Source organism: Acidovorax sp. (assembly GCF_046339755.1).
GTDB lineage: Bacteria > Pseudomonadota > Gammaproteobacteria > Burkholderiales > Burkholderiaceae_C > Acidovorax.
The window spans coordinates 19,398-32,496 of the sequence record NZ_JBKDTZ010000347.1 but is presented as its reverse complement, the minus strand read 5'-3'; the positions used below and the strand labels follow the sequence as shown (position 1 = coordinate 32,496).

The 13,099-nt window shown below is 65.6% G+C and carries 10 protein-coding genes and 1 tRNA gene; 3 read left to right on the top strand and 8 right to left on the bottom strand.

The features are described from left to right. Positions 1-7: 7 nt before the first annotated feature. From ACK59X_RS30515 to ACK59X_RS30505, 3 genes are all read right to left on the bottom strand, one after another. The gene (locus ACK59X_RS30515; protein WP_409962544.1) at positions 8-925 is read right to left on the bottom strand and encodes a branched-chain amino acid ABC transporter permease; all 918 of its coding nucleotides are present in this window, start codon (positions 923-925) and stop codon (positions 8-10) included. Between the two features lie 34 nt (positions 926-959). After that, positions 960-2,168, bottom strand: a complete 1,209-nt coding sequence (locus tag ACK59X_RS30510) for an ABC transporter substrate-binding protein (protein WP_409962542.1) — start codon at positions 2,166-2,168, stop codon at positions 960-962. A gap of 66 nt (positions 2,169-2,234) precedes the next feature. Further along, positions 2,235-3,554 carry a hydroxymethylglutaryl-CoA reductase, degradative gene (locus ACK59X_RS30505; protein WP_409962574.1) on the bottom strand — a complete coding sequence of 440 codons (1,320 nt, stop codon included), beginning with the start codon at positions 3,552-3,554 and terminating at the stop codon, positions 2,235-2,237. 119 nt (positions 3,555-3,673) lie between these two features. Here ACK59X_RS30505 and ACK59X_RS30500 point away from each other — a divergent pair, with 119 nt between their 5' ends. The 3 genes from ACK59X_RS30500 (at position 3,674) to ACK59X_RS30490 (ending at position 6,816) form a co-directional block, all read left to right on the top strand. Then, positions 3,674-5,095: a PLP-dependent aminotransferase family protein gene (locus tag ACK59X_RS30500; protein WP_409962540.1), complete on the top strand. Its 1,422-nt coding sequence runs from the start codon at positions 3,674-3,676 to the stop codon at positions 5,093-5,095. A gap of 211 nt (positions 5,096-5,306) precedes the next feature. Next, positions 5,307-5,816: a hypothetical protein gene (locus ACK59X_RS30495; protein ID WP_409962538.1), complete on the top strand. Its 510-nt coding sequence runs from the start codon at positions 5,307-5,309 to the stop codon at positions 5,814-5,816. A 13-nt stretch (positions 5,817-5,829) separates the two neighbouring features. After that, entirely contained in the window at positions 5,830-6,816 is a 987-nt protein-coding gene (locus ACK59X_RS30490; RefSeq protein WP_409962536.1) for a cation diffusion facilitator family transporter, read from the top strand. 9 nt (positions 6,817-6,825) lie between these two features. Here the strand turns inward: ACK59X_RS30490 and ACK59X_RS30485 are convergent, their stop codons facing one another. The 5 genes from ACK59X_RS30485 to serS form a co-directional block, all read right to left on the bottom strand. Beyond that, the gene (locus ACK59X_RS30485) at positions 6,826-7,464 is read right to left on the bottom strand and encodes a hypothetical protein (protein ID WP_409962534.1); all 639 of its coding nucleotides are present in this window, start codon (positions 7,462-7,464) and stop codon (positions 6,826-6,828) included. Positions 7,465-7,796: 332 nt separating this feature from the next. Beyond that, a complete protein-coding gene (locus ACK59X_RS30480; protein ID WP_409962532.1) occupies positions 7,797-9,962 on the bottom strand; it encodes a hypothetical protein in 2,166 nt (721 codons plus the stop codon). A gap of 924 nt (positions 9,963-10,886) precedes the next feature. Continuing rightward, positions 10,887-10,976 (bottom strand) — tRNA-Ser (locus ACK59X_RS30475). 70 nt (positions 10,977-11,046) lie between these two features. Next, positions 11,047-11,559, bottom strand: coding sequence for a DUF1993 family protein (locus tag ACK59X_RS30470; protein ID WP_409962530.1), 513 nt, complete (start codon positions 11,557-11,559; stop codon positions 11,047-11,049). A 185-nt stretch (positions 11,560-11,744) separates the two neighbouring features. Continuing rightward, a complete protein-coding gene (gene serS, locus ACK59X_RS30465) occupies positions 11,745-13,067 on the bottom strand; it encodes a serine--tRNA ligase (protein WP_409962528.1) in 1,323 nt (440 codons plus the stop codon). Between the last annotated feature and the right edge of the window lie 32 nt (positions 13,068-13,099).

The window sequence follows — 13,099 nt, the reverse complement described above, 5'->3', positions numbered from 1 at the left end:
GCTGTGCTCACACCTTCTCGAAAGGCTTCTGGCCGAACAGCCCTTCGGGCTTGACCACCAGCACCAGGATGATGAGCGCAAAGACCGTGATCTCGCGCAGCTCGGCACGCCACAGCCCCACCAGCGCCTCGATGCAGCCCAGCAGGAAGCCGCCCGCGATGCAGCCGCGCGGGTTGGTGAGCCCGCCCACGATGGCCGACGAAAACGCCTTGAGCGCGATGGCCAGGCCCATGAAGACCGAGGCCGTGGTGATGGGCGCGATCAACAGGCCGGCCAACCCGGCCAGGCTGGACGATATGACGAAGGCCAGCACCACCATGGCACCCACGTTGATGCCCATGAGGGCCGCGGCCTGCTTGTTCACCGCCACTGCACGCACGGCCTTGCCGACCTTGGTGCGGCGCAGCACGTAGTCCAGCGCCAGCATGACCACGGCCGTGACGCAAAGCACCAGGATCTCCTGAGCACGCACACCGGCCCCGGCGATGCGGATCACTTCGTCGCCCAGCGGCGAGGGCATGGCCATGGAGCCCGGGCCCCAGATGGCCAGCGCGGTGTTCTGCACGATGATGCCGAAGCCGATGGTGCTCATGACCCATGCCATGCCGGTGGCGCCCACGAAGGGCCGCACCGCCGTGAAGTAGAGCACCACGCCCAGCAGCGCCAGCACCACGAGCGAGGCCAGCAGGGCCAGGCCATAGCGGGCAAAGGTCACATCCGCCGCAGCCAGCACACCGGTGTGGCCCTTGCCCGAGAGCAGCAGCAAGGTGGCCACCGCGATGAAGGAGCCCGCTACCAGGAACTCGCCCTGGCCGAAGTTGAGCGTCTTGGTCGTGGTGTGGGTGATGCTGAAACCCAAGGCGACTAGCGCGTAGATTCCGCCAAGGGCCAGGCCGCTCAGCAAGGCCTGCAGTACGTTGGTCATGGGGTGCCGTCTCCGGGCTTGCCGCGCTGCGGGCTTATTTCTTGTAGTCGGCCGGCGTCAGCGCCTTGGTGATGGCGTCCTCATAGGCCGACACCTTGCCATCGCGCCAGCGGGCCAGGTGGAAGTCGGCCACCGACAGCGCCTCGTGGTCGCCCTTGGCAAAGGGCTTCTGGTAGAGCTTGACCACGCCCTGGGTGTCGGGTACACCGTTCTCCAGCGTGGCGGCGAGCTTCTCGCCATCGGTGCTGCCGGCCTTCTTCACGGCGGCGGCCAGCAGCATCACCGAATCGTACGACTGCGCGGCCGCCACGAAGGTGGGCAGCTGCGGGTAGCGCTCGCGCACGCGCGCGGCCAGCGCCACGGCGCGCGGGTTGCTGTCCTCGGCCGTGGAGGTGGCGAAGATGATGTGCTCGGCCAGCTTCTTGCCCGCCGTGTTGAGCAGCGGCGTGCTCATGTTGCCCCAAGTGCCCAGCGTGGTGGGCATGTAGTTGATCTTCTCCATACTGCGCAGCAGCTGGGCATTGGCGTCGGCCAGGCCGTAGACGATGAGCGTGTCGGCCCCGGCATCGCGGATCTTGGCCAGCTGCGAGGTCATGTCCGTGTCCTTGGGGCCGAACTTCTCCACCGCCACGGCCTTGGCGCCGTGCAGGGCCAGCACCTCAGTCAGGTCCTTCACGCCCTGCTGGCCAAAGCCTGTGGAGTCGGCTATGAAGGCGATCTTCTGGTTCTTGGTGGCCTTGACGGCGTAGGCGATCAGCAGCGCCACCTGCTCGCGGTCGACCATGGAGACGCGGTAGATGTAGTTCTGCGCCTCGTTGGCATAGCGCTTGGTGATGTCGGTGGCCGTGGCCACGGGCACGATCACGGGCACCTTCTTTTGCTGCGGAATGTGCAGCCAGGCCAGGGCGTTGCCCGAGTTGGTGGGCCCGACCACGGCGGCCACCTTCTCGCTGTCGATCAGCTCGGTCATGTTCTGGATGGACTTCGGGGGCTGGCCCGTGTCGTCGCGCACGATGCCCACGACCTTGCGCCCCAGCAGCCCGCCGGCCTTGTTGATATCCTCGATGGCCAGGTCGAAGCCGTGGCGCGCGGCCACGCCCAGCTCGGCCGCGCCGGTGCCCGACTGGTCGGCATTGAAGCCAAAGCGGATGTCCTGCGCCTGGGCCGCGGACAGGCCGAGCGCCAGCGCGGCGGCCGCGATCAGCGGCCGGAGCAGGGAGGGGATGCGTGTGTTCAGCTTCATGGTCTTGTCTCCTGTCGTTGTCGTTGAAAAAAGGCGGCCCTGTCGCGGGCCTGCCGGCCGTCTCTGTCAGCCTCTGATTTCTGCGAGCAGCGCGAGCGCGCGGTCCACGCGCACGTCGTGCTCCTGCGCCATGCTTTTGGCGATGCGGTCGATTTCGTCTCCCGTGGCGCCGGCCCCCAGCGCGATGTTGCGGGCGTGCAAGGCCATGTGGCCGCGCTGGATGCCTTCGGTGGAGAGCGCACGCAGGGCGCCCAGGTTCTGCGCCAGGCCCACGGCCACGGCCACCTCGCCCAGCTCCTGCGCCGACTGCACGCCCAGGATGCGCAGCGCCAGGCGCGCCAGCGGATGGGTCTTGGTGGCGCCGCCCACCAGACCCACGGGCATGGGCATCTCGATGCTGCCGACCAGGGCGCCACTGGCATCCTTCTCCCAGCGCGTGAGCGATGTGTAGCGCCCTCCCCGGCAAGCGTAGGCATGGGCACCGGCCTCCACCGCGCGCCAGTCGTTGCCGGTGGCGACGATGACGGGGTCGATACCGTTCATGATGCCCTTGTTGTGCGTGGCCGCGCGGTAGGGGTCGATCACCGCGAAATCGCAGGCATCGACGATGCCATCGATGATGCGCTCGCCGCTGTGCTCGGCCGTGGCCATCACCTCGGGCGTGAGCCGCACCCGCGCCCGGGCCAGGCGCAGGTCGGCCAGGTTGGTCAGGATGCGCAGGCGCACCGTGCCGCCGGTGATCTGCTCGACCAGCGGCGAGACGGCCTCGGCCATGGTGTTGACGGTGTTGGCGCCCATGGCATCGCGCACATCCACGATGAGGTGCATGACCACCATGGCGCCGCGCGGCGCGTCGTCGAACACGTGCACCTCGATGTCGCGGCAGCCGCCGCCCAGGCCGATCAGCACCTTGTCGCGGCTGTTGGCCACAGCCAGGATGGCCTCGCGCTGCAGCAGCAGGGCCTGGCGCGCGCCATAGGGATCGGCCAGACCGATCACCTGCACCTGGGCGCGCATCAGCGGCCCGGTGCTCGATGCCTGGAAGCCCCCGCATTCGCGCGCCAGCTTGGCCATGTACGAAGCGGCGGCCACCACCGAGGGCTCTTCCACCGCCATGGGCACCAGCACCTCGCGGCCATTGACCTGGAAGTTGCCGGCCACGGCAAAGGGCAGCTCGAAGGTGCCGATGACGTTCTCGATCATCCCGTTGGCCCGCTCCACGCCCAGCGCGCCGGGCTGCGCCAGCAGCGCGGCCTCGTCGGCGGTCAGCCCCGCAGCCCGCACCACGTGGTCGAAGCGCTGGGCGGGGCTGAGTGCACGGAACTGGGGAAGGCGGGAGTCGGCGACCATTTGGGGTTGTCCTCGGGATGTAAGTCGTTGGGCGATGGGGCGGACTCTAGGCCATCTGTACCAGCGTCAATGGGTACAGTTTTCAGGGACAGTTGCGCCATCTGTCCGGGTACACATGGGCTGTGTCATAGTGGCCCAACCGCTTTGAAACCCCCATGAAAGCCGCGCCCAAGACCGCCTCGCTGACCCTCACCCTGGCCGATTCCATCGACCGTCAGATCCGCGACGGCGCCTACCAGGCAGGCGACAAGCTGCCCTCGCTGCGCGAGCTGGCGCAGTTGCACGGCTATGCCAAGAACACCATCGTCGCGGCCTTCGAGATGCTGGTGGCGCGCGGGCTGATCGAGCCGCGCCGGGGCTCAGGCTATTTCGTGCGCGCTCATCCCAAGGCCTGCGCCCAGGAGGAAGAGGCCGGCTCGCTCGGCCGCGCGATGGACATCGTCTGGCTGATGCGCGAGCAGCTCAAGTCCGGACCCGGCGCGCTGGCGGTGGGTGACGGCTTTCCGCCCGTGGAATGGCTGGCCGATGTGCGCCTGGACAAGTTCCACCACAAGGTGGTGCGCACCGGCCTGGGCGCGCTGTTCCGCTATGGCAACCGCTTTGGCTACGAGCCGCTGCGCCACCACCTGGTGCGCAAGCTCGCCGATCTGGGCATCGGCACCGAGCCGCGGCAGATCGTGCTCACCCACGGCGCCAACGAGGCCATGGACACGGTGATACGCTACTTCGTGCCGCCCGGGGCGCCGGTGCTGGTGGACGACCCGGGCTACTACCCGCTGTTCGGCAAGCTCAAGCTGGCGGGTGCGCACATCGTGGGCGTGCCGCGCCTGGCCGACGGGCCGGACCTTGATGCGCTGGAGCAGCTGCTCATCGTGCACAAGCCACGGCTGTTCTTCACCCAGTCCGTCGCGCACAACCCCACGGGCTCGGACCTCACGGCCGCCAAGGCCTACCGCGTGCTGCAGCTGGCGCAGAAGTACGACCTGATGATCGTGGAGAACGACCCGCTGGCCGACTTCAAGCCCACCGGCGCACCGCGCCTGTCCGCGCTGGACCAGCTCGAGCGCACGATCTACATCGGCAGCTTCTCCAAGTCGTTCTCGGCCGCGCTGCGCGTGGGGTACATCGCCTGCGGGGCCGACCTGGCCAGCGACATCGCTGACCTGAAGGCGCTGATCCACGTGAGCAGCTCGGAGTACGCCGAGCGCACGGTGGACGTGATCCTGAGCGAAGGCCACTACCAGCGCCACATCCAGCGCCTGCGCAACCGCCTGTCCGCGGCCACGCAGAGTGCCACGCAGATCTTCGACGCCGTGGGCGCCGAGGTCTTCACGCGCAACCCGCAGTCGCTGTACCAGTGGGTGGCCCTGCCGGGGGTGCAGGACTCGCTGGCCTTTGCGCAGCAGATGCTGCCGCGCCAGATCGTCATGGCGCCGGGGCGCATCTTCTCGGTGGACTTCGCAGCGACCTCGCGCTGGTCGCGCTTCAACGTGGGCGCGGTGACCGACCCGCGCTTCGCCAAGGCCTTGCGCAAGGCGCTGGTGCAGGCCGCGGAGGCCGCCGGGCGAGGCGCATGAAGAGGTGCGGGCTCAGCATCACAGCAGAGTACTACTGGCCCTGCGCTGTCTTGTCCGACCCCTTTGCGGGCAAGTCCAGCGCTCATGCATCGCCGTGGATTGAGGCGCTGCGGTGGCAAAGGCTTGATAGGATGCAACGGTACGGCTGTTGCATCCTTGCAGGATGCCCAGCACTTGGAATCACACGCCCAATCTTGGAGAAAGATATCCCATGAAAAAACCTGCTGTACTGGTTCTTGCACTGTTGGCGTCGCATGGTGTCTTTGCGGAACCCCTGTGGGGCAAGGTAGAAGCCGGGGCATCGCTGGAAACCATCAAGCGCAGCTACCCTGATGGGAAGGTGAATGAGCCATCTGCCAAGGAAAGAACCAAGAGCGGCGCCACCTTGCAATTTCGGATTCCGTCAGTTCCCATCGTCGGCGAAAACTTCAATGCCAGTTTCTACTTGCTGGAAGACCGGCTGGAGCAGGTTCTTTTGAACGTCACCGCGTCCAAAAACGAAAGCGACTGCCGCCGTTTGATCGGTGAAGTGCGAGAGGCTCTGGTATCCAAATACGGCCCCGCCATCACTACGGACCGGAGCTCAATGTCCGAGAACGCGTCCTGGTCGTCAGGAAAAACCACCATTGAGTTGTATGGATTGAGCCTCGCGACGGTCCAAAGCTGCAGTGTCTATGTGACCTACAGCCAGCGCATCGCGGCCTCTGCCGGGAATCTCTAGGTTTCCCCGGCCTATGCTTGACCACGGGTACAACGAGCCTGCCCAAGCCCGGACACATACCCACGCCCCTGACGACACCCACGACCATGGGAGCCACGAGCACCCGGAAGGCGCGGGGCACAGCCACGCCCCTTCGGTTACTGCATCCAACGAAAGGCGCATCCGCCTGGTCTTTCTGATGACCGCTGGCTACGCCGCGGTGCAGGCCGTGGGCGGCGCGCTGTCGGGGTCGCTGGCCTTGATCGCCGACGCCGGGCACATGGTCTCCGATGCGGCGGCACTGCTGCTGGCATTGATTGCGTACCGCGGGGCACGGCGCCCGCCGGACCTGCGCCGCACCTACGGTTTTCACCGCGTGCGGGTGCTGGCGGCGCTGGCCAACGGGGCATCCCTGCTGCTGCTCGTGGCCTGGATCGCCTGGGAGGCGGTGCAGCGCTTTCGCACGCCTTCGGAAGTGCTGGCCGGGCCCATGCTCATCGTCGCGGCCATTGGGCTGGTGGTGAACCTGATCGGGGCCTGGATCCTCATGCGTGGCGAGCGCAACGACGGCAACCTGCGCGGCGCCCTGCTGCATGTGGTCGGGGATCTGCTCGGCTCGGTGGGCGCCATCGCGACGGCCATCGGCATCATGGCCACAGGCTGGACGGTGCTCGACCCGCTGCTCTCGGTGCTGGTGGCCGTGCTGGTGGTGCGCTCGGCCTGGGGGCTGGTGTCGGATGCGCTGGTGGTGCTGCTGCAGGCCGCGCCCAAGGGGCTGGACCTGGCGGCAGCGGCGGCAGGCATCCGCGCCCTGCCCGGCGTGGCCGAGGTGGGCCACTTCCATGCCTGGACCCTGACGGACGAGAGCACCGTAGCCACGGTGCATGTGGCGCCGGCACCGGGCACCGACCCGCTGGCCCTGCCGGCACAGGTGGCCGGCTACCTGCGCCGGGAACACGCCATCGGCCATGCCACGGTGCAGGTGGATGCGCCGGGCCACATCGAGGCCCAGCCGCACTGAACCGGCCGATCAGCGGTAGGTGAAGTTCGCGACGATAGGGATGGCGGCCGCCACGGGCGTGGTGATGGTCAGCGTACCCGTCATGCGGCCGGTGTTGCCGCTGAAGGTGCAGGTCGACATGGTCCAGGTGGCCTGCGCAGCGCCGGCGTTTTCCAGCACCGTCTGCTGCAGCGCCGGATCGTTGCAGAACGCGGCCTGGTTGGTGGGCTTGGGCACGTTGTTGATCGTGATCAGGGGCACGGGGGTACCCTGGGCCGTCACGCGGATGTCCAGGGTGGCGTTGCTGGGCGAGCCTGCATCGATCACGACATCACCGAAGCTCACCAGCGTAAAGCCGGGGCTGGTCAGGCTGACGGCGGGGTAGAGGGTGCCGCCGAAGTTCAGTTGCGGAATGCGCAGCACATTGCCCGCCGAGGTAAAGCTGATCTCCGCCCCCACGCTGGCATCGTTGAGGCGCAGCTGGCCGGGCGAGACCAGCTGGATCACCACGTCGCGGAACTTCAGGTTGCCGTCGATCTGCAGGATGGGAAAGCGCAGGCGGCCCGTGGCCGCGTCGAACACGGCAGGGTCTGCCGCATGCGCGGGTGCTGCAGCCAGACCAGCCATGGCGACGGCCAGTGCGAGAGCGGAATTCCGGAGGGAGATCATGAGCACATCCTTTGCGGGGGGAAAGAAACGGTGAAGTGAAACGTATCGGCAACTACAAATTCTTGCACAAGCCAGCATGCAGGCGGGCGGCCCGAACCCAAGCAGCGCAGAACCGCCCGCGCATGCGTCACGTACAGCAACCCAAGGATGCATCTTTTCACCCAACCCCGCCATCCGACAAAAGGGCGATGCATCCTATCCGACCTGAGCTTCAACACGTATGGCGACCGAGCTGGGCCATGAGAAGCCACGCATCACCTACGGACCGTACTCCGGGGGGCACTCGCTGGCTCCCATGAAGGAAGCCATCGAGGCGATTCGGTTTCCTCGGATCAATCAGGAAGCCTGACCTGGAGCACCCCATGGGGGACGGAGATGTAGAGCCTGGAATCACGGATTGCAATGCCGGCGGGGCGGCCGATGCTGCCTGGCAGGTCCACTGCTGCAAATCCCCGGCGTCCCACCTGTCCCACGGGGGTGCTGACCTGGCCGTCAGGAGTGATCTTGCGGATCACACTGTTGGCAGGGTCGGAGACATACACGTTGCCTTTGTTGTCCGCCGCGAGGCTGGCGGTCTTTGGCTCCTCTGGCCAATCAACCGAGAACAGTGCCGCTGAACCAAGGCCATCGGCATGGCCGGGGGGGGCATCAGGGTTACCTGCCAAAGTGCTGACGAGCCCAGACGGAGTGATCTTGCGGATGGTTGGACCCAAGCTCTTGAAGTTATTCAGACTATCGACCACATAGAGGTTACCGGCTGCATCGGTGGTCATGTTGCCCAGCCACGAAAATCTTGCGGCTTGGCCTTGACCATCCCTGTGCCCCCACTGGGCTTCGCTGCCTGCGAACAATGTGGCTGTCCCTTTGGTATCTATTTTGAAAATGACTCCTTGGTAGGAGGACGCATAGACGTTGCCTGTGCTGTCCGCAGCAATGCCGGTGATGGGGTTGACGGCGGGTCTGCCCGTGCCCGTCGATGGATCCACAATCAGCAATGGATTCACATCCGCCAGAAGCACGGCCTCGCAATTGCGCAACTTCAGAATGCGGGAATCAATGTAGGTGTAAAGGTTGCCTGCTCCGTCAGCGGCCAAGGCCGATCCGGGGACTGTGGCAATTCCACTTGGAAGAAATTCCTTGCCCAGACCTGTGATCGAAGTGCACCGCCCTCCGGGCCGGCCCAGGGTGCCTACCAGACCGTCTGCTTGCACAGTGCGGATGGTGTCGCTGCCCTTGTCGCGCACATACAGCATGCCCGATGGATCGAAGGCCAGCGCCGAAGGCTGGTCAAAGCGCGCGGCATCGCCTTGCCCATCTTTGGCCCCTGTGGGAGAAACCGGGCCTGCGACAACCGTGTACTTGCCCTGCTGTGTGTAGCTGCGCAACTGCACGTATTTATAGGAGGTACTGCTGCCGCCGATGCCTTCGGCCACCAGGAATTGGCCATCGGCTTTGGCCACCATGGTAATGGCCTGACACAGGTCATCGTTGCTGCGACCGCTGTAATTGTGGCAGTCGGATGGGGCGCTGACCAGGGTCGTGACACGTCCATCGCTGCCGACATGGCGAATGCCAAGCCGTACATACCGTATGGACGGGGGGCCGAGCATAAGTTCGGAGATCACCTCCTTGTCCAGCACAATCAGGCGATCAGCCGAGTCGAAGGTCATGGCCACGATGGTTTTGCCGAGCTGCCCTTCGGTGCCCGACACCGCAGTGGCCAGGCCGTTTGCCGAGTACTTGAGGATCAGTCCGGCATCTGCTGCGTAGAGAGTCCCCGCAGAATCCGTGGCGAGGAGTGGGTTCCGTCCTCTGGTTTGGCTGGCGATGGTGCTCACTGCACCATCCGCAGTGATCTTGCGGATTCGCCCTGTTTGAGTTGGACCAGGGAGAAAAGCTTCTGACACATAGACCGTACCTGTCTTGTCTACGGCGATGCTGCTGGGGTTGCACAGGGTGGCTCCGTTGCCCGCACCATCCTGGTTACCACATGCCCCTGCCCGGCCAGCCAGGGTGGTCACGAGTCCTGCTGCGCTGATCTTGCGCACCAGGTGGTTCGCGGTCTCGGCCACATAGGTGTTTCCTGCTGCGTCCACTGCAACCGCAGCGGGGCGGTAGAACCGCGCGCTCTGGCCGTTGCCGTCCGAATAACTGGATGGGGTGCCAGGAGTGGCACCCGAAGGAACCCAGCCTCCGGCCAAGGTACTGACTTGCTCGCCATTGGCGCTGAGCTTACGTATCAGGTGATTGTTGGTATCTGCGATGACCACTTCCCCCGAACTGGTCAAGGCCATTCCTCCCACGTTCGTGCTGAAGCTCGCGGTCGTGCTTGTGGGGCCGTCCTGATTGCCTTCACTGAGCGGATAACCAGCAAGAAGGGACAAGGTGGCCGAAGAAGCGGGTGGTGGGGCAGGCGTTTCGACCGAACTGTCGGAACCGCCTCCGCATGCGGAGAGCATGGGAACAATCAATACGGCTAAAAGGCCGATGCGTTGCATTCGCTTTTGGGGTGCATGTTGTGTCATGAATCGCCTTGATTGGGATATCTGTCTTTCACGCAGTGGCAGTGCCGCCAGCGCTACCGGGCTGCAGGCACGCGTCCGCTGCGGCGGTGCCGTTGCTGCTGGCGAGACCGCGAGAAGGGCTGGGCACGTGGGGCGGGGTGGTGGTCGTCACTGGCATGGTCGAAACCCTCTCGGTTCAAAAGATAAAAAAGACAGCCACCCGTGTCGCGCTCGCAGCAGTGCGGCGGTGCGGTAAGGTCCGCACGCAAGGGTGGGGCTGCTCCAATCTTTGCCGAGCCGCGGCGATGCGTCTGTGTCGGGTGTCACAACTGTTCGCCCACACCCATTTGGGTGAGGCCTGCGATAGGCTCCAACCGTTCTTCAGGCCAGTGCAGTCCGGGCCGGGGACGCACTGGTCCTGCTCCCACAAGCCAACTGCCAAGGATCCCAGGACCGCACACCGCACCGCAACTGTGTCCACAGAGGCGGCGCCGATTACGCCCGTGCCATTGCGCACCACGCAGCCAGTGCCCCGTGATTGGGTCTTGACCATGACGGCATAGGCAGAACCTGCGGCCAACGGAGTGGTGAAGGTGAAGCCGCCGTCGGCGGTGGGCGGCAGATCTTCCCGCCCATTGGCCAATACCACTGAGTTTCCAGTGGCACGCCGCTGATGACGCCGCCCAGGGTGTTGCGCTCGTTGGGCAGTTGCGCGCACTCGAGCAGCACGGACGGGGAGTCCGCTGACAGTGTTCCTGTGCCCTTCGCCACCGTGCAACGCTGGCCCGTGGGCTGGCTCTAGACAGTGAAGGCATAGCCACCGCCCACGGGCCAACTGGCAGGCCAGCCCCGTCGCGAGCAGCCCGGCAAAAGAAAAAGCCCCGAGCTATGGTTTAAATAGCATCGGGGCTTTGTCAGTGGCGGAGAGGGTGGGATTCGAACCCACGGTAGTGTTGCCACTACGCCTGATTTCGAGTCAGGTACATTCGACCACTCTGCCACCTCTCCTATGTGTCGAAGCCTGCGATTATAGCAGGCTTTTTTTGCGCTCTGCAACGAGCGCGGCGTGCATTGAGATTCAGGCCTTGCCCATGTAGTCCTTCTTGCCCAGTTCCACCCCGTTGTGGCGCGCCAGCGCATAGGTGGTCGTCACGTGGAAGAAGAACTGCGGCAGGCCGTAGTGCAGCAGGTAGGCCTGGCCCACGAACTGCTTTTCGCGCGGGGTGCCGGGCTGCAGGGTGATCTGGCGCGTGGCGGCGTCGGCAAAGTTCTCGGCGGGCAAGCCCTCGATGAAAGCCAGCACGGTGTCGATGCGTTCGTTCAGGTCGGCGAAGCTGGGGCGCTCGCCGTCGGGGAACGAGGGCACCTCGACGCCGGCCAGGCGGGCGCACACGCCCTTGGCGAAGTCGCAGGCGATGAGCACCTGGCGGGCCATGGGGAACATGTCGGGGTAGAGGCGGGCCTGCAGCAGCGCATCGGGTTCGATCTTGCGCGCGGTGGCGTGGGCTTCGGTCTTGGCGAGCACGTCCTTCAGGGCGCCCAGCATCTGGCGGAACACGGGGATGCTGGAGGTGTGCATGGGGTAGGTCATGGAAGATCGATCCTGAGAAGATGGTAGGGAGGCGACGCGCACTCTGGGGTTTGTGCGGGCCTGGCGCGCTGTCGGAACGCATTGCACCACAACGCGCAAAAAGCTGCTGGCGCGCGTTCGGCAAGGTGCGGGGCCATGAAAAACGGGCCCGAAGGCCCGTTGGTCGATGGAGCTCCCGCGGTGCTTCAGGCTTGCGGGGCCAGCACGGCCAGGCCGCCCAGGTAGGGGCGCAGCACTTCGGGCACGGTCACGCTGCCGTCGGCCTGCTGGTAGTTTTCCAGCACCGCCACCAGGGTGCGGCCCACGGCCAGGCCGGAGCCGTTCAGGGTGTGCAGCAGCTCGTTCTTGCCCTGGGCATTCTTGAAGCGGGCCTGCAGGCGGCGCGACTGGAAGGCCTCGCAGTTGCTCACCGAACTGATTTCGCGGTAGGTGTTCTGCGCGGGCAGCCAGACCTCAAGGTCGTAGGTCTTGGCGGCGCCGAAACCCATATCGCCGGTGCACAGGCTCATCACACGGTAGGGCAGGCCGAGCTTTTGCAGCACGGCCTCGGCGTGGGCGGTCATTTCCTCGAGCGCTTCGTAGCTCTTGTCGGGGTGCACGATCTGCACCATCTCGACCTTGTCGAACTGGTGCTGGCGGATCATGCCGCGCGTGTCGCGGCCGTAGCTGCCCGCGTCGGAGCGGAAACACGGCGTGTGGGCCGTGAGCTTGATGGGCAGCTCGGCCTCGGCCACGATCACGTCGCGCACGAAGTTGGTCAGCGGCACTTCGCTGGTGGGAATGAGGTACAGCGCCGCGTTGTCGGGCACAGGCTCGCCGTCCTGACCGCCCTTCTTGGCGGCGAACAGGTCGCCTTCGAACTTGGGCAGTTGGCCCGTGCCCTTGAGCGAGTCGGCGTTGACGGCGTAGGGCACGTAGCACTCGGTGTAGCCATGCTCCTGGGTCTGCACATCCAGCATGAACTGCGACAGCGCGCGGTGAAGGCGGGCGATCTGGCCCTTCATCACCGTGAAGCGCGAGCCCGAGAGCTTGACGCCCATGTCGACAACCAGGCCCAGGGGCGTGCCCACGTCCACATGGTCCTTGACCTCGACGGCATAGGTGCCGGGTGTGCCCCAGCGGCGCACCTCGACGTTGCCCGATTCATCGGAGCCCACAGGCACGCTCTCGTGCGGCAGGTTGGGCACGGCCACGAGGATGGCCTGCAGTTCGGCCTGGATCTGCTCCAGGCGCGCGGCCGATTGCTCCAGCTCCGCCTTCATGGCGGTGACCTGGGCCTTGGCGGCCTCGGCAGCGTCCTTCTCGCCGCGGCTGATCAGCATGCCGACCTGCTTGGAGAGCTGGTTGCGCTGCGATTGCAGCTCTTCGGTGCGCGACTGCAGGGTCTTGCGCTCGGATTCCAGGCCCTGGAAGGCGGCCACGTCCAGGAAGGCCTGGGGTTTTTTGCGGGTCTCCAGGCGTGCGATGGCGGTGTCGAGGTCTTTGCGGAGAAGAAGAATGTCTAGCATGGTGCGATTTTAGAGGTGCGGAGCCATGCCGC

What these genes read in the sequence shown, in the direction of transcription:
- ACK59X_RS30515 (WP_409962544.1), bottom strand. Translation starts at nt 925, where the DNA reads ATGACCAACGTACTGCAGGCCTTGCTGAGCGGCCTGGCCCTTGGCGGA.
- ACK59X_RS30510 (WP_409962542.1), bottom strand. Translation starts at nt 2,168, where the DNA reads ATGAAGCTGAACACACGCATCCCCTCCCTGCTCCGGCCGCTGATCGCG.
- ACK59X_RS30500 (WP_409962540.1), top strand. Translation starts at nt 3,674, where the DNA reads ATGAAAGCCGCGCCCAAGACCGCCTCGCTGACCCTCACCCTGGCCGAT.
- ACK59X_RS30495 (WP_409962538.1), top strand. Translation starts at nt 5,307, where the DNA reads ATGAAAAAACCTGCTGTACTGGTTCTTGCACTGTTGGCGTCGCATGGT.
- ACK59X_RS30490 (WP_409962536.1), top strand. Translation starts at nt 5,830, where the DNA reads ATGCTTGACCACGGGTACAACGAGCCTGCCCAAGCCCGGACACATACC.
- ACK59X_RS30485 (WP_409962534.1), bottom strand. Translation starts at nt 7,464, where the DNA reads ATGATCTCCCTCCGGAATTCCGCTCTCGCACTGGCCGTCGCCATGGCT.
- ACK59X_RS30480 (WP_409962532.1), bottom strand. Translation starts at nt 9,962, where the DNA reads ATGCAACGCATCGGCCTTTTAGCCGTATTGATTGTTCCCATGCTCTCC.
- ACK59X_RS30470 (WP_409962530.1), bottom strand. Translation starts at nt 11,559, where the DNA reads ATGACCTACCCCATGCACACCTCCAGCATCCCCGTGTTCCGCCAGATG.
- serS (WP_409962528.1), bottom strand. Translation starts at nt 13,067, where the DNA reads ATGCTAGACATTCTTCTTCTCCGCAAAGACCTCGACACCGCCATCGCA.